This window comes from Prauserella marina (genome assembly GCF_002240355.1).
GTDB lineage: Bacteria > Actinomycetota > Actinomycetes > Mycobacteriales > Pseudonocardiaceae > Prauserella_A > Prauserella_A marina.
The window spans coordinates 3,846,617-3,862,470 of sequence record NZ_CP016353.1; the positions used below are offsets into that span (position 1 = coordinate 3,846,617).

Annotated in this window: 14 protein-coding genes and 1 tRNA gene; 7 read left to right on the forward strand and 8 right to left on the reverse strand. The window is 67.1% G+C overall.

The features are described 5' to 3' along the window. Positions 1–6: 6 nt before the first annotated feature. The 6 genes from BAY61_RS18050 to BAY61_RS18075 form a co-directional block, all read right to left on the reverse strand. On the reverse strand, positions 7–1,050 hold the full coding sequence (locus tag BAY61_RS18050) for a FecCD family ABC transporter permease (protein WP_091808761.1): 1,044 nt from the start codon (positions 1,048–1,050) through the stop codon (positions 7–9). Next, positions 1,047–2,129 carry a FecCD family ABC transporter permease gene (locus BAY61_RS18055; protein ID WP_091808762.1) on the reverse strand — a complete coding sequence of 361 codons (1,083 nt, stop codon included), beginning with the start codon at positions 2,127–2,129 and terminating at the stop codon, positions 1,047–1,049. The genes BAY61_RS18050 and BAY61_RS18055 overlap by 4 nt, the downstream gene beginning before the upstream one ends. Before the next feature lie 166 nt (positions 2,130–2,295). Continuing rightward, complete coding sequence (locus BAY61_RS18060; RefSeq protein ID WP_091808764.1) at positions 2,296–3,009, reverse strand: alpha/beta fold hydrolase; 714 nt, start codon at positions 3,007–3,009, stop codon at positions 2,296–2,298. A gap of 216 nt (positions 3,010–3,225) precedes the next feature. After that, positions 3,226–3,555, reverse strand: coding sequence for a nuclear transport factor 2 family protein (locus tag BAY61_RS18065; RefSeq protein ID WP_091808766.1), 330 nt, complete (start codon positions 3,553–3,555; stop codon positions 3,226–3,228). A 72-nt stretch (positions 3,556–3,627) separates the two neighbouring features. Further along, positions 3,628–5,091, reverse strand: a complete 1,464-nt coding sequence (locus BAY61_RS18070; RefSeq protein WP_170140273.1) for an alpha/beta hydrolase — start codon at positions 5,089–5,091, stop codon at positions 3,628–3,630. An 89-nt stretch (positions 5,092–5,180) separates the two neighbouring features. After that, positions 5,181–6,116, reverse strand: coding sequence for a LysR family transcriptional regulator (locus BAY61_RS18075; RefSeq protein ID WP_091809017.1), 936 nt, complete (start codon positions 6,114–6,116; stop codon positions 5,181–5,183). A gap of 91 nt (positions 6,117–6,207) precedes the next feature. Between BAY61_RS18075 and BAY61_RS18080 the strand changes: the two genes are divergently transcribed. Both BAY61_RS18080 and BAY61_RS18085 read left to right on the forward strand, forming a co-directional pair. Continuing rightward, positions 6,208–7,491 carry an aspartate aminotransferase family protein gene (locus BAY61_RS18080; RefSeq protein ID WP_091808770.1) on the forward strand — a complete coding sequence of 428 codons (1,284 nt, stop codon included), beginning with the start codon at positions 6,208–6,210 and terminating at the stop codon, positions 7,489–7,491. Between the two features lie 199 nt (positions 7,492–7,690). Then, the gene (locus BAY61_RS18085) at positions 7,691–7,894 is read left to right on the forward strand and encodes a cold-shock protein (RefSeq protein ID WP_091808771.1); all 204 of its coding nucleotides are present in this window, start codon (positions 7,691–7,693) and stop codon (positions 7,892–7,894) included. 61 nt (positions 7,895–7,955) lie between these two features. Here BAY61_RS18085 and BAY61_RS18090 read toward each other — a convergent pair whose 3' ends face one another. Beyond that, positions 7,956–9,278 carry a M20/M25/M40 family metallo-hydrolase gene (locus tag BAY61_RS18090; protein ID WP_091808773.1) on the reverse strand — a complete coding sequence of 441 codons (1,323 nt, stop codon included), beginning with the start codon at positions 9,276–9,278 and terminating at the stop codon, positions 7,956–7,958. Positions 9,279–9,377: 99 nt separating this feature from the next. Between BAY61_RS18090 and BAY61_RS18095 the strand changes: the two genes are divergently transcribed. The 3 genes from BAY61_RS18095 to BAY61_RS18105 all read left to right on the forward strand — a co-directional run bounded on the left by BAY61_RS18095 (position 9,378) and on the right by BAY61_RS18105 (position 11,062). Continuing rightward, positions 9,378–9,461, forward strand: a tRNA-Leu gene (locus BAY61_RS18095). 255 nt (positions 9,462–9,716) lie between these two features. Beyond that, entirely contained in the window at positions 9,717–10,034 is a 318-nt protein-coding gene (locus BAY61_RS18100) for an AbrB/MazE/SpoVT family DNA-binding domain-containing protein (protein WP_245865188.1), read from the forward strand. Then, positions 10,031–11,062, forward strand: a complete 1,032-nt coding sequence (locus BAY61_RS18105) for a tyrosine-type recombinase/integrase (RefSeq protein WP_091808776.1) — start codon at positions 10,031–10,033, stop codon at positions 11,060–11,062. Before BAY61_RS18100 ends, BAY61_RS18105 begins: the two co-directional genes overlap by 4 nt. Before the next feature lie 332 nt (positions 11,063–11,394). Here BAY61_RS18105 and BAY61_RS18110 read toward each other — a convergent pair whose 3' ends face one another. After that, positions 11,395–14,247 carry an NACHT domain-containing protein gene (locus BAY61_RS18110; protein WP_091808778.1) on the reverse strand — a complete coding sequence of 951 codons (2,853 nt, stop codon included), beginning with the start codon at positions 14,245–14,247 and terminating at the stop codon, positions 11,395–11,397. Positions 14,248–14,422: 175 nt separating this feature from the next. On the opposite strand from BAY61_RS18110, the gene BAY61_RS18115 reads away from it, so the two are divergent. Beyond that, entirely contained in the window at positions 14,423–15,274 is an 852-nt protein-coding gene (locus BAY61_RS18115) for an exonuclease domain-containing protein (RefSeq protein WP_245865190.1), read from the forward strand. A gap of 1 nt (position 15,275) precedes the next feature. Then, a complete protein-coding gene (locus BAY61_RS33585) occupies positions 15,276–15,503 on the forward strand; it encodes a hypothetical protein (protein WP_245865192.1) in 228 nt (75 codons plus the stop codon). Positions 15,504–15,854 lie beyond the last annotated feature (351 nt).

A 15,854-nucleotide genomic window follows, 5' to 3' on the forward strand; every position in this document is an offset into this window, starting at 1 on the left:
CCCGGCTCAGCCGCCGAGCACGGTCCTGCGTCCCCATTTCCTGGCGAGCAGCACCGCGAGGTAGACGCCGCCGAGCACGCCGGTCGCGACCCCGACCGGCAACTCCCCCGTCGGAAACAGCTGCTGCGCCGCGACATCGGACCCGAGCAACAGCAAGGCACCCAGCAGTCCGGAGCCGATCACGCTCGGACCGGCCGACCCCAGCAGGCGGCGGGCGATGTGCGGGGCGGCAAGCGCGACGAACGCGACCGGGCCAGCGGCGGCGGTCGCCGCTCCGGCGAGACCGACCGCGACGACGAACAACGCCAGCCTGGTCCGGCCCACCGAGATCCCGAGCGCGATGCTGATCTCGTCGCCCATCTCCAGCATGGCCAGTCTGCGCGCCAGCAGGCAGGCCGCGGGCACCAGTACGGCGACCGCCACGGTGGCGATGGTGACGTGATCCCAGTTGCGGTCGAGCAGGCTTCCGGTGAGCCACACGGCGGCCCTGAACGCGTCGTCGACCTCGGCCGAGACGAGCAGGTACCGGTTCAGCGACGTGAGCAGCGCGCCGATGCCGATGCCCACGAGCACCAGCCGGTAGCCGGAGACTCCGCCGCGATAGGCCACGACGTACACGATCGCCGCAGTGACGAACGCCCCGGCGAGCGCGCTGGCCGCGACCGCGAGCGCGCTGCCGCCGATCAGCAGAATTTGCAGCAGTGCTCCCGTCGCGGCGCCGCCGGCGAAGCCAAGCACGTCCGGACTTCCCAGCGGATTGCGGGAAAGGCTCTGCACGATGGCTCCGCTCGCGCCGAGCGCGGCGCCGACCAGCAGCGCGGTGATCACGCGAGGCAGCCGGACGGTCCAGAAGATGTAGTCCACTCCGGCCGGTCCCGGGTTGCCGGTGATCATCCACAGCGCGTCGCCGAACGATACGGGCAGTTTGCCCACCGTCAGCGCGTAGCCGGTCAGCACCACGAGCAGCACCGCGAGCGCGCCGGTCATTCTCGCCCGCCTCGGCTCGTAGCGCGCCGAGATTCCCAGTACCCGCACTGTTTTCGTGCTCATGCCACGGCCCGCCTTCGCCGGACGAGGTAGACGAACAGCGGCGCGCCGACGATCGCGGTGAGGATCGAGACGCGCAGCTCACCCGAGGGCAGCACCACCCTGCCGAGCACGTCGGCGAGCAGGACGAGCACCGCGCCGAGCACACCGGCGAAGGGAAGGAGCCAGCGCTGGTCCGGCCCGGTCACCGCCCTCGCGAGGTGCGGGGCGGCGAGCCCGACGAATCCAATCGGGCCCGCCGCGGCCGTCGCCAGCCCGGCGAGCACCAGTACGGCCACGCCGACCAGCAACCGCGTCTGGACCAGCCCCGCGCCGAGTGCCTTGCCGAGCTGGTCGCCCAGCGCGATCGCGTTGAGCCGGGGGCCGAGCGAGAGGGCGACCAGTGTTCCGATCGCCAGGAACGGCAGCAACTGCACCACGACCGTCATCTCGGGTTTGGAGATGTCGCCGACGATCCAGAACCGGTACTCGTCGAAGGCTTTGGGGTCGAGGAAGACCATCGCCTCCGTCGCCGACACGAGCGCCGCGCCGATGGCGGTCCCCGCGAGGGCGAGCCGCACCGGCGCGCCGGAATCGTTGCCCCTGCTGCCGATCAGGTAGACGAGTGTCGTGCTGAGGGTGGCGCCGAGGAAGGCGAACCACACGTAGCCGGTGAAGCTGCCGATGCCGAATCCGACGATGGCGATCAGCACCCCGAACGCCGCTCCGGCGTTGATGCCGAGCACGCCGGGGTCGGCGATCGGGTTGCGGGTCAGTGACTGCATCAGCGCTCCGGCGAGGCCGAGCGCGATGCCCACGCAGATGCCGACGATCGTGCGCGGCATGCGCAGGTCGTGCACGATGACCGCGGCATCGCTGCGGTCGTCGGCGAACAACACCCGCAGTACCTCGCCGAGCGCGACCGGCTCCGAGCCGGTCAGCAGGCTCAGCACGACGCACAGCGCCAGCACCACCAGCGCCGCCAGCAGCGCGATCGCCGGACGTCCCTGCCATGGCCGTGTTCGCGGCGGTGGCGGGCGTGTCTCCGGGGTGCTCTCATCCGGGTCGGCAGCCCGAGGACCGCGCCCGTTCCCAACCGTCACCTGCAAAGGTTAGGTCACCCTGACAAGAGGGCTTTCGCGCGGGCCGGGGTGCGACAGCACCGGAACTCAGGTGCCGAAGACGGCCGGAACCTGGTGATTCGTGCCTAGCCGACCGCGGAGGGAGCTTGCTCGCGCTCCTCGGCCGGCCCGGGAAACGGGTCCTGGATCACGTCCGGCCTGCTGCCTCGGACCACGGAGCGGACGGCGGCAGGAACTGACGGACGACGGCGGCGATGGCGGCGGGCCGCGTCGTGACCATGCCGTGCGTGCCGTCGACCTTCGTGACCGTGAGGTTCGGATTCGCCGCCGCCGCGGCCAGCAGGTCGCGCTCCACGCCACGGCGACCGGCGGCCATCAGCTCGTCGAAGTCCCGTGCCTCCTGGATATTCCTTGTCGCCAACAGCACCAAGGTCGGGCATCGCGCCTTGGCGAAGGCGTCGATGGTGTCGTCCGCGAGGAAGGCGTCGAACACGGTGGCAAGGAACGGGGTCCGTGCTTGGGCCTCGAACACCGCCCGCAGCTCGGCCAGCTCCGCATCGACCCGGGCGGGCGCCAGGCCCGGATAGTTCGCCGGTGCGGTGAGTCCGCCGCGATGGCCGTCAATGCTGATCGCGGCGGGGCACTCCGGGTGCCGCGCCGCCCAGCGGCCTGCGATCATGCCGCCGAAGGACATGCCGAGCACGGCCGGGTTGTCCAGGCCGAGGGCTTCGATGTCAGCCAGCGCGATATCCCACGACCAGGGCAGTTCCGCGCGCAGGTCGACGGCGAGCACGTGGTGGGTGCCGGTGAGAAAGCCGGCGAACTCGCGCCAGCCCTCGGCGCTGCCGCCCAGGCCGTGCAGCAGAAGCAGTTGCGGTCCCGAACCGCCGAAGTCGAGCATTCGGGCTCCTCATCCGGTTGCCGACGGACCGCGCTACCGACTGCTCGACCACCGCATCGCACGAGACCGCGTCCTTGACTACAAGCGTCAAGTACTTGACACGCAATGTCAAGTACCGTCTGGCTCGAACGGTGGACCGGCACGAGACCGGCCCCGCGGAACTCTCGTGACAACGTCCCGCCATCCCGCCACCCGCGATCAATACACCGCTGTGGTTCAGCCCTCGCGGATGGTCATCGACCCGAGTTTGCCGTCCTCGACGCGGAACTCGAACCGGGAAAGGCCGTTGGCGTAGTTGCTGCGCCAGTCGCCGACGACCGTGACGGTGTCGCCGTCGCTGGTCACCTCTCGCGGGGTCAACGTGCCCTTCGCGCCGATGAACTCCTTGTCGCTCCAGCCTTTGATCGCGTCGCGGCCGGTGAACACCCGGCCCCAGTCGTCGACGAACCCGCCCGTGGTGAAAGCGTCGAGGAACCCGGCCTCGTCGTTGCGGTTGACGGCGTCGATGAACGTGGCCACCGGTTCCGGCACGGCCGGCTCACTCATGGCTGTCTCCTCACTGTCGCAGGGGATTCGTGACGATGATCGGTGGCCACGGCACGTCTCGCTACTCGGCGCTCACTCCGGTGGTGGCGGTGCCGGGCAGTCGATGTCGGCTTCCGGCAGGTCACCCGTGCGCAGATAGGCGGCCACGGCCGTGTCGACGCATCCGTTGCCGTCGAAGAGGAACTGACCGTGGTTGCCGCCGCCGGAGAGCACGAGGCGGGAGCCGGGCAGCGTGTCCCGCATACGGTGCGCGCCCTCGACCGGAGTGGCCGGATCGTGCTGGGCCTGCACGAGCAGTACGGGCGGTACGTCACCGTCACCGATGTCGACGGGCCCGCCGGGCTCGGCACCCCAGAACGCGCAGGGCGCCGAGTACCAGGTGTTCAGCCAGGCGAACAGCGGCGCCTCCCTCGCCGAATCGGCGGTGTCCTCGTGCCAGGTCCGCCAGTCGGCGGGCCACTCGTCGTCGACACAGTTGTAGGCGAGCTGGGCTCCGTTGACCGGGTCGATGCTCAACTGCTCCGTGGCCCTGACCAGCGCGCCGGGGTCGCCTTCGAGGTAGCGCGCGACGGCGTCGGCCAAGGTCGGCCACGAGACGTCGGTGTACATGGCCGAGGCCAGCATCTCGTCCAGCTCCGCGCTGCCGACCTTGCCCTCGGCGGGTTCCGCGGCGAGCTTGCCCCTGATGTCCTCCCACGTGCCGGACACCCCCTCGCCGGTGGTGCCGAGGTGGTAGCGCTCGTCGCGGTCGGCGGCCCAGTCGAAGAACTGCTCCGCACGCCGTTGCAGCGCCCCGTTCTGCTGAAAGCCCGACTCGTAGGTACTGACGGTGGGGTCGACGACGCCGTCGAGGACCATGCGACCGGTCGCGTCCGGGAACAGCGTCGCGTAGGTGGCTCCGAGTTTCGAGCCGTAGGAGTAGCCGAGGTAGTCGAGTTTCTCTTTGCCGAGCGCGGCGCGGATGCGGTCCAGGTCCCGCGCGGCGTTCTCCGTGGTGATGTGCCGAAGCCGGTCGCCGGAGTGTTCCGCGCACGCGTCGGCGATGTTCCTGGCGATGTCCGTGCGCCGCGTTTCCTGTTCCTCGTCGGCGGGCGTGTTGGGCGGCAACGGGCTCGGCAGCAGGCTCGCGGTGTCACCGCAGTCCACGGCGCCGCTAGCGCCGACGCCGCGCGGGTCGAAGCTCACGACGAGGTACTTGTCCTTGATCTCCTCCGGCATCGAGGACCACACCTGTTTGGGTGTGCCGATGCCGGATTCTCCGGGACCGCCGGGGTTGACCACCAGCACATCCGGGGCGTCGAGGGAGCCGGCCGCCGCCAGCGTGAGGGTGATCGATCGTCCTGAGGGATCGGCGTAGTCAAGCGGAACAGCCAGCCTCGCGCAGCCCGTTCCCCGTGGCGCGTTCAGCTCCGGCGCGCATTCTCCCCAGTCGACTCCGGGTGTGATCGCGGCGGCCGGAACCGCCGCGATCCCCGCTGCCGCCACCCCGGCCACGCAGGCCACGCAGGCCAGTACTGCCCCTCGAACGGCTGTCACACCACTTCTCCTCACGCGAGCGGACGGGTCCGCCCGACATTCTGATCACGAAGCCCGCCGCGCGGCGGGACCGACAGGCGGCCTGCCGGTCACCCACCCGCGCGGGGCTCTTCCGTGCCGGCCGAGGAGAGGGCGGGAATGTGCGGATGGTCGAGCAGGGCACCGACGACGGCGTCGACAGCGGCTCGCGGAGCCGTTCCCCGTCGCAGGACGATCGTGACGTTGCGGTGGACCGGAGTGGTCAGCTCCCTCGCCACGACCGCGTGGCCGGAGGACGCGGCGAGCGCGGGCAGCAACGCGACCGAACGACCTGCTTCGACGTGCTGTAGGGACAACAGGTAGTTGCCGAACCGGCAGGCCACCTTCGGCTCGAAACCGGACTCCTTGCACAGGCGCATGGTCAGCTCCGCCATGTAGGAGCCGGGCCGGTCGCAGGCCCACATCTCCTCCGCGCACGCGGCCAGGTCGACCACGGCGCGCCGGGCGAGCGGGTGATCGGGATGCAGGATCAGCATCACCGGATCCGTTCCCAGCGGCAGGATCTCCAGGTCCCCTCCCCAGGGGAACTCGACGTAGTCGGTGGTCGTGACGATCACGTCCACTTCGCCGGTGCGCAGGGCGGGGCCGCTCTCGTGCGGTTCGGACTCGATCAGTTCGACGTGCAGCAGCGGGTGCGACCCGGCGAGTCTGGCCACGGCGGGGACGGCGAGCGGGTGGATCGCGCTCTGAAACACCCCGAGCCGGACCGTGCCGATCGGCTCCTCGTTCAGCGCGCGCAGTTCCGCCTCGGCCTCGGCCATCCGGTCGAGGATCTCGCGGCCCCTCCGTGCGAGCACGAGCCCGGTCGTGGTCAGCCGCACCCTGCGGCCGGAGCGTTCCAGCAACCGCGTGCGGGTCTCGTTTTCCAGCACCGCGAGTTGCTGCGACACCGTCGAAGGACTCAGGTGCAGGGTTTCGGCCACCGCCCTGACCGTGCCGAGGCTGTCGAGGAGGCTGAGCAGGCGCAGGCGCCACGGGTTGAGCATGCCGACATTGTGCTGTTGTGCGGTCGTGCCGAACAGTGCCGTCGTCATCGTGTGCTGGACGCGCACGATCGGCGTTCGTAGCGTCGGGTGCATGCCGGACGACATCGCACGTCACTTGATCCGTTATTCGGGCCGCGGCGCCTTCAGCCCCGGCGTCATCGACCGCGCGAAAGGCTGTTCCGTGTTCACCGAGGACGGGCGCGAACTGCTCGACTTCACCTCGGGCCAGATGAGCGCGATCCTCGGTCACTCGCATCCCGAGATCGTGGCGACCGTGCGCGAACAGGCCGCGAACCTCGATCACCTCTACAGCGGCATGCTCAGCCGCCCTGTTCTGGAGCTCGCCCGCAGGCTCGCCGAGACACTGCCGGAGCCGCTGGAAAAGGCCATGTTCCTGAGCACGGGAGCCGAGGCGAACGAGGCCGCGCTGCGCATGGCCAAGCTCGTCACCGGTGGTCACGAGGTCGTCTCCTTCGCGCGCTCGTGGCACGGCATGACGCAGGCCGCCGCGAGCGCCACCTACAGCGCGGGCCGCTCCGGATACGGGCCCGCCGTGCCCGGCAACTTCGCGCTGCCGGTGCCCGACCGGTTCCGGCCCGGCATCGTCGACGCGGCCGGAAACCTCGACTGGCGCAGGCAGCTCGACCTCGGCTTCGACCTCATCGACGCCCAGTCCGTCGGCAGTCTCGCCGCCTGCATGGTGGAGCCGGTGCTGAGTTCGGGCGGGGTCATCGACCTGCCGCCCGGCTATCTCGCCGCGTTGCGGGACAAGTGCCACGAGCGGGGCATGCTACTCATCCTCGACGAGGCACAGACGGGGTTGTGCCGCACCGGGGACTGGTACGCGTTCCAGCGCGACGGTGTCGTGCCCGACATCCTGACGCTGTCCAAGACGCTCGGCGCTGGACTGCCGCTCGCGGCCGTGCTGACCAGTGCCGAGATCGAGCGGCAAGCCCACGATCGCGGGTTCCTGTTCTTCACCACGCACGTCAACGACCCGCTTCCCGCGGCCGTCGGCAACACCGTGCTGGACGTGCTCGCCCGCGACGGCCTCGATCGGCGGGCGAGAGAACTCGGTGAGCGGCTGCGTGGCGGGCTCGGCGAACTGGCTGCCCGGCACCCGGTGATCGGGGACGTGCGCGGACGCGGGTTGCTGGTCGGCCTTGAACTCGGCGGCGGGGACGCGAGGGACACGGACGTGCTCGGCGCGGCCGTGACCCGGCGCTGCGCCGAACTCGGCCTGCACATGAACATCGTGCAGTTGCCGGGGATGGGCGGAACGTTCCGCATCGCGCCGCCGCTGACCGCGGGTGAGGCCGAGATCGATCGCGGAGTGGCGATCATCGACGCCGCGCTGACCGATGTCACCGCCTGAGACCGGTTCGTGGCGTGCCGGGTTTGACGAAAGCCCGCCCGACGTGCTGGACTTAGCGCGGTTTCCAGGTTTTTGTGTTCGTTGTTTGACGCTCACAAGGATTATGTGAGCGTGTTCCGGTGTCTCCGACTCCTGCGCCGCTTGCAGACCAGGCCGTCTCGCCGAGGCGGTCCCATCATCAGCGACAAGGAGTTCGACTATGGCTCAAGGCACCGTGAAGTGGTTCAACCAGGACAAGGGCTTCGGCTTCATCAGCCCCGACGACGGCGGCAAGGACCTCTTCGTCCACTTCTCCGAGATCAAGGGCAGCGGTTTCCGCAACCTTGAGGAGAACGCTCGCGTCGAGTTCGAGGCCGAGCAGGGCCAGCGCGGACCGCAGGCCACCGGCGTCAGCGTCATCTGACCAACGGTTTCCTGACAAAGGGCGCCCGCCATCGGCGGGCGCCCTTTGTCGTGCGCGGGGGTCAGCTGGCGCGGAAGAACCGGTCGAGCACCCTGGTACCGAACTTCAGCGCCTCGACGGGGACCCGCTCGTCGACACCGTGGAAGAGCCCGGAGAAGTCCAGGTCGGCCGGCAGCTGCAACGGCGCGAACCCGAAGTTGCGGATGCCCAGCTTCTGGAAGGCTTTCGCGTCGGTGCCACCGGAAAGCATGTACGGCAGGGTGCGGGCGCCGGGGTCCTCGGCGACCACCGCGGCGGTCATGGCGTCAACCAGCGCGCCGTCGAAGGTCGTCTCGACCGGTGGAAGTTCCATCCACTCGCGTTCGATGTCGGGGCCGAGTAGCTCGTCGAGTTCCCTGTCGAAGGCTTCCAGCCTGCCGGGCAGGATGCGGCAGTCGACGGCGGCCTCGGCGGTCGAGGGAATCACGTTGGACTTGTAGCCCGCGGTGAGCATCGTCGGGTTCGCCGTGTCCCGCAGGGTGGCGCCGATCATCCTGGAGATGTTGCCGAGTTTGGCGACCGCGCCGTCGATGTCGTCTTCGGGGAAGTCCCAGCCGGTGATGTCGGTGACCCCGGCGAGGAACTCGCGCACCGAGTCCGTCAGCACCAGCGGGAACCGGTGGTTGCCGAGTTTGGCGACCGCTTCCGACAGCTTGGTGACCGCGTTGTCGCGGTGGATCATGGAGCCGTGGCCCGCCGTGCCGCGCACGCGCAGCTTCATCCAGCGGATGCCTTTCTCCGCCGTCTCGATCAGGTAGGCGCGGACGTTGTCCTTGAGCGTGATCGAGAAGCCGCCGACCTCGCTGATCGCCTCGGTGACGCCCTCGAACAGTTCGGGCCGGTTGTCGACGAGCCATTGGGCACCGAACTTGCCGCCCGCCTCCTCGTCGGCGACGAAGGCGAACACGAGGTCGCGGGGCGGGACGATGTTGTTGCGCTTGTAGTGGCGCGCGAGCGCCAGCGTCATGCCGACCATGTCCTTCATGTCCACCGCGCCGCGGCCCCAGACGTAGCCGTCCTGGATGGCGCCGGAGAAGGGGTGCACCGACCACTCCGAGGCGTCGGCCGGCACCACGTCGAGGTGGCCGTGGATCAGCAGCGCGCCCCGCCGTGAGTCGGCGCCGGGTAGCCGGGCGATCACGTTGTGCCGGTCCTTGCCGCCGGATTCGACGTAGGTGACCTCGTAGCCGACCTCGGTGAGTTTTTCGGCGACGTACTCGGCGGCCTCGCGTTCGCCCACCAGGGTGCTGGAGTCGCCGGTGTTGGTGGTGTCGATGCGGATCAGCTCGCTGGTGAGGGTTACGGCCTCATCGGCGGCTGTCTCGATCAGGTTCGGTTCGGTCACCCGGTATTCCTATCATTGATGCTGGTGAGACTGGTGAGGCGGCAGAAGGACCCCCCGGTGCGAAGCGTTGGAGGCGTCCGCTAATCTTTACCTCAGCAAGTCCGAGTGGCGGAATGGCAGACGCGCTAGCTTGAGGTGCTAGTGCCCTTAACGGGCGTGGGGGTTCAAGTCCCCCCTCGGACACACTTTCGTGGCATCACTGCTACATCTAACGTACAGGTGCTTCAACGCACTCCAACACCCAGAACCGGCGTCACGCCGGTCCCCGCATAACCGGCGGCGGGGGTGGTGGACATGACCGGAACCATGATCACCCCGGTTGCTCTCCCCACCACCCAAATCCCCCATGGACAGCCCTCAGCAGCCTCCCGGAGGCCGCTGCCGTTGCCCGTTGTGCCTGTCCCCCGACCCGGCACGGCGGTTTATGGGCTGGCGGCCGTGGACGGCCGCGGGCGGGTCGCTGACCGCGCGGTGTTCACCGCACTGAACTGGACACCCGGAACGTCCTTGGCGATCCGCTTCACCCACGGTGCGCTCGTCGTCACCACCGATCCGTGCGGTGTGTTCGGCATGACCAGCCAAGGACACCTCCGACTCTCCGCCCCCGTCCGCCGCTGCTGCGGGTTGGCCTCGGGCGACCGGGTACTGCTGACCGCCTACCCCGAACACGGTGCCCTGTTCGTGCACCCGCCCTCGATGCTCGACACTCTGCTCGCCGATTGCCACGCCACCCTGCTGGGCGGTGATCCCGCATGACCGCCCACCAACACGACAGCACAGCGGACCGGGCCGATCTTGACGCCGCGCGGCTCCTGCTGGCCCGGATGGGCGTCGCCGCCGAGGACCTTCTCACCGAACCGGTATCTCGGCCGCTGGTGCCGACCTTCGCCGACTACATCCCCATCGTTTCCGCCGCCGTATCCGAAGGCACCCGCCGCGTCTACAACTCCTACTGGAACCGCATCCTCGACCACTGGGGCCACCGCCGCCTGGACGAACCCACACCCTCACAGATCAAACAACTCGTCGAACACACCAGAACCCACGTCGTCGCCCGCCGCAACGCCCGTGGCGGCCGCAGCGCGGGCGAACACCTCATCGCCGCTTTCCGCTGCCTCTACCGCCACGCCGAAGACGACCGCCTCATCACCGCCGCCGACAACCCTGCCCGCAAAGTCGCCAAACCCGCGCGACTTCCCTCGACCCGCCGCGCGGTCGCAAGCAACCAGTTGGCCGAGATCAACCACACCGCCGCCACCACCGGCAACGATCCCACCCTCGACACCCTCCTATTGAGACTTCACACCGAAACCGCCTGCCGCCGCGGCGGAGCACTCAACCTCCGTCCGCAAGACCTCGACCCGGACCAGAGCCTGATCTTCCTCCGCGAAAAAGGCGAAACCGTGCGCTGGCAACCGGTCTCCCCCACGCTGATGACCCACCTGCAACACCACGCCAACGACCGACGCGCACCCCACGACGGGCAACTCCTTCGCTATCGCAACGGACAACCCATCACCAGCCGCCGTTACGACTATTTATGGAGACGGCTGGGCAAGCACCTGCCCTGGGTAGCAACCCAGCAAATCTCCACCCACTGGCTCCGGCACACCACCCTCACCTGGGTCGAACGCAACTTCGGATACGCCATCGCCCGCGCCTACGCAGGACACAACGACCACGGCAGCGAAGTCGGAACCACCACCACCTACGTACGCGCCACCCTCAACGAAATCGCCACCGCACTCGCAACACTCACCCAAGAACCACACCCCCTTTCATGACCTGAATCAAAACGGTGACCTCTTGGGCATGGCCGGTGATCACTCGGGACGATGTGCGGTCCCGTTCTTGTCGATGGTGAGGTCCAGGTTGCCGCGCGTCTATAGACGCAGAGACGTTGAGGAACCGGATCCGGGCCATGCGACGCGTGTTCCAATTGGACGCGGCGCCGACCGAACCGATCGAAGACTTCGCTGCCTGCCGTGACGCCCTAGAGCCGCCCGCCCACGGCGGCACTTCGCCGGATGCGAGTTCACCATGACGCGGCTTTAGCTGAGGTGCCGAGGGCCGTCCGCAACGCTCCTAAACGGGGGTTGCAGCCTCATAGCGGTTTTCACGAGCGACCGTCGGCTCCGTTCGAGCGGGAGTGCCGGAGTTGGTCCCCGATAGCCGCACGGTAGACAGCAGGCAGCACGTTGTCGCGCAATTCGGTGACGAAAGCCGGTTGTTGCGGTACGACGTGCTGCAAGGCAGTCTCGAAGACCGTTGCCCCGTCAGCATCAGCCAAAACCGCGATCACGGGCAACACGTCGATCCCCTGAGTGGCCCCCTCCTTGAACGACCGCACAACGCTAGCGGCAGTCCGGATAAGCGCAAGCACGGAATCCGCTACCAACGCGGTCTCGATTTCGGCCTCGAAATCGTCCCAACCGTCAAGCGACGGAGCCAGCGGGGCCGTGCCAGGGCGGGGACGCACGATGGCGAGCCCGTTGATACGTGCGCGTGCTCCGGTCTCCATGACGACCTTGGGCACCAGATCCTGCAATGCCTGAGTGGTGTCGCGAGCGGCGAGCGAGATTGCCTGCGCGTCGCGTAGTCCGTCCTCGACCACTCTTTGCTGTTCGTCGCCAATGTCAGCGATGCGGATGAGGACTCGGGCGATTGCGGTCAGGTCGTGCGGGCATGGTTCGTGGAGGACCTGGAGAGCGCAGCGGATAAGCCGGTGTCGCCACCGCGGCCAGGCACTTGCCATCCCATCGTCAATGAGATCCAAAGCAAGACGCGGGCCGACGGGCACGATGCTGCCGAGACGTCGGGCAGCATCGTGATCGACGGTTTCGACGAGTTCGACGATGGCCTGATGCCTATGGTCCTGCGGTTCGGAAAACCAGTGCCCCACCGCGAAGATAACCGTGTTGCGCCAGTGCGGGCTGGCTGCCGAGATGCGCAGGCGTGCGAGTATGGCATCGTCGGTGCCAGTGGTGAGGTAGCGGGCGGCCATGAGTTCTTGTAGCGACCGCACATCGAAGCCATAGCCTTCGTCGCCTCGGGGAACGATCAGCACTAGCCGATGGGTGGCAGTGGTGAGAATCTTGTCCAGCAGTTCGGAGTCCACACCGGATGGATTAAAGCCAGCGTCATCCAGGATTCGCCAGGTGATGTCGCGTAGTTCTTGGCGGGTGAGGGCGGCATAGGAGCGATCGGCGGCTTCGCTGCGCTTCTGTAGTTCGAAGCCAACTTGTTCGTGCAGCCGCTGGATGTGTAGACCATAGTTCTGCAGGATCGAGCGTATGCGCGTGGCCTTTTCGCGTTCCCGTCTGAACACGGTGTCGTAGTAGCCCCAGAACAACCTGTAGCGGTCAGGGGCAAGATGGCCAGCGTTCCCCAAGATGATGGTCATGATCAGAACTTGGAGCGGAGTGCGCAGCAGCAACTGGAATGAGTCGTCGTGAGCGGCGAGCTCCAACTGACGGACAATCCGGTCGACTCGGTCGAGGTCCGTCCGTAGGCGGGCGCGAGTCGCCATCTCGCCATAGCGGATGGCATCGTCGGTGGACAGGTAGTCCAGATCCACTCGTTCGAATTGCGTCGGTGCGATGTTCTCCACGTAGCCCATCGGTCGTGTAGTCATGACAACGAACACGTCGCAGTCCTCGGCCTCGGCATTGGTCACGAACTCAACGACGCGCTCAATGACCCACTTGCGCACCTTGGGTTCGGTAACTTCGTCCAGGCCGTCCAGAATCAGGAACGATGGCCAGCGTTTCAGCCACCACAACACCGAGGATTTGCGGATACTGCCCACATCCGACCGCTTAGAGACCTTCTCGGCGATGTAGCCGATCACTGTGAAGTCGTCACTGAAGCCGTGATCCTCCGCGTACTGTGCCAGGTCGATCCGCATAGCCCACCGAGAATGTCGAGGCAGTTCCCACTGGAAACGTCCCAACGCGCATTCCGTCCCGGCAATGATTTGTCGATGGTAGGTGCTTAGGTTGTCACCGTTGGCTAGCGAGGCGGCGCGATAGGCCTGTACGAGGAACTTGGAGATCGTGGTCTTCCCGTTACCTGGGGCACCGGCGATGATCAGGTGACGAGGGCCTTTGAATGTGGTGAGCGTGGGCTTGAGCATGCGCTCGCCGCGATCGAGAACGTACCGGATCACGCCGTTGGGTGCAGCGTCGTCCGGCAACGTGATCGGCAAGTCGATCACAACGTCATGCAACGGCATGCCGGTGCCGTCGCCGCTGCCGGCCTCGTCGAAGTAGACCGAGCTTTCGCCCGTGAGTGTGGTACGTGCGTGGGCTCGTAGCCCCGACTCTATCTGGTCTCTTGGCAGGTACCCGGTGAGTTCGGACATATGCCCGAACACGTCGGCCGCAGTGAAAAAGCCTGGGAAGGCAAGCCTGACGCCAGCATGGACGTTGAGTAGTGCTTGGATCTGGTTCGCGTCCCAGATTCGGAACTGACGAATGCGTAAGAGCCGCCGATACCTGGCCTGGCGGTCGTCGCCGCTGCCGACGTCGTACCTGTCATCGTTCAGGCCGCTGATGTAGCTCTTAACGTCCGCGATGGTTTGGTCGTGTCCCCCTGTGCCGGGTGTCGGAGTAAGCGGGACGTTGGTGATGAACAGCAAGTAATCCGGGACCTGATCGCGGCCGGAAGCCGATTCGGACCATTTCTTCAGTTCGCTGCGGATCTGCCCCTGTAGCCAGCGAGCATTGTCCTCAGGTCGCACCTCAAGGCTTTGCTTGTGCTTGACCTGGAAGACTGTGTATCCGTCCCACTCCTCGTTGAGTTGGCCGTCATTGCCCTTCCACACGAGCCTTCCCTGGTAATAGAGGTCTCGGCCTCCATCGCGGCCTGAACCCATCACTTGAATGCCTGGGCCGAAGGACGCGATACAGAGTGCGCCCGCGAGATCCTGAAAGCCGATAGGGCCGAGTTGCTCGAGGTCCGCTGCCACGCTGATTCCCCTTCAACGCTGATCCCGACCGGCGCCGGGGATCGCTAACCGCTGTCGGAAGGATAGTGGTATCGGGAGAAGAAACGGGGAGGGCATTGGACGAAGCAGCAGGCGGAGGCTGATGGCGACGGTGCGATTACTAAGAATTGTCGGCCCCTGTTCCTACGATGCGCGCATGACTAACCCCGAAGTGTTATGGGCGGAAGCACAACTACTCGCGCTCGACCTGGAATCCACCGACGTCGACCCGCGTCGCGATCGGATCGTCACCGCGTCCATCGTCACGATCACACCCAGCCCAACCGGCGGAAAACCGCAGATCGAGACTCGGAACTGGCTCGCTGACCCCGGCGTCGACATCCCCGACGACGCCACCGCCCTGCACGGCATCACGACGGATTACGCGCGCACTCACGGTCGGCCCGCCGGAGAGGTCGTCGAAGAGGTCAGCAGTCATCTCGCTCGGATCTGGAACGCGGCCGTTCCGCTCATCGCCTTCAACGCGCCATTCGACTTGACCATGCTCGACGCCGAACTACGCCGCCACCACGGACGCGGACTCGATTTGTCTGGCCCCGTCGTGGACCCCATCTGCATCGACCGCCACCTGCATCCGAAACGGGCAGAAAAACGCACCCTCGTTAACCTCTGCCAACACTACAAAGTTCGACTCGACCAGGCCCACACCGGCGCCGACGACGCCGTTGCCGCCGCGCGGCTCGCATGGCGGCTGGCCAAAGCCGAGCCGGAACGAATCGGTCGACTTACGCTCGGAACTCTGCACAACCAGCAGGCCAATTGGTTCCGCGAGCAGCAAGGAGCGCGCCAACGACCTCCAACACCGCCTCGGCCGGTTACCTCACAGCGACACCGCGCGGATCGACCGACTGCGACAGCAGATCTCAGACGCTCGAGCCGCCGCCAATGCCTGGCCGATACTGCCGGAAACCACCGCCACGCCCGCCCGACGAGTGCTGCCCCCCAAGCCTGGCGGACCAGCTCGATCGCACGCTTCCTGGACTCCTGAATTGGAAGCCGAACTGCGCGAACAATGGCTCGCGGCCGACCCCGACACTGCCCCGGGTACCTTGCATGACCGGCTCGCCGAACAGCACGGCCGCAGTGCGGGGGCTATCCGCTCCCGCTTGATCAAACTGCGGTGCGACATCGACGCGCCCGGCCAGAGCTGTACGCCAGAGCGCGCCGCCGAACTCAAGGCCAGATTGGAGGCCGAGTACGCGGCTGCCCGGGCCTGACCGTCTCCCGAGGTATCCATCCCGCGCGACTCTCCTCTGCCGCAGCACCCGACTTTGATCTGCGCTGGCATCGAGCCCAATCAATCCATCGGGTGAGTGCGAGGGACCTGGGCTGAACCAGCCTGCGAGCAGACAAGCGGCATGGCAGGCAGAAGATTGTCATGGGACTGCCGCCGCCCGGCCGCAGTCCACCCAGCGGCGCTCGATCAGTCCGGTCTTCTCGTTTCCGGTGGATGTGAACGCGACTTGCGCATCGTGAAGGCGGGTTCTGGGAATCACAGTTCGCGGTCGAGAAAGGTAAGTCTGAGCCCGGCTTCCTCGGCGATACGGAAGTTCGGCCCCTCCCCCGCA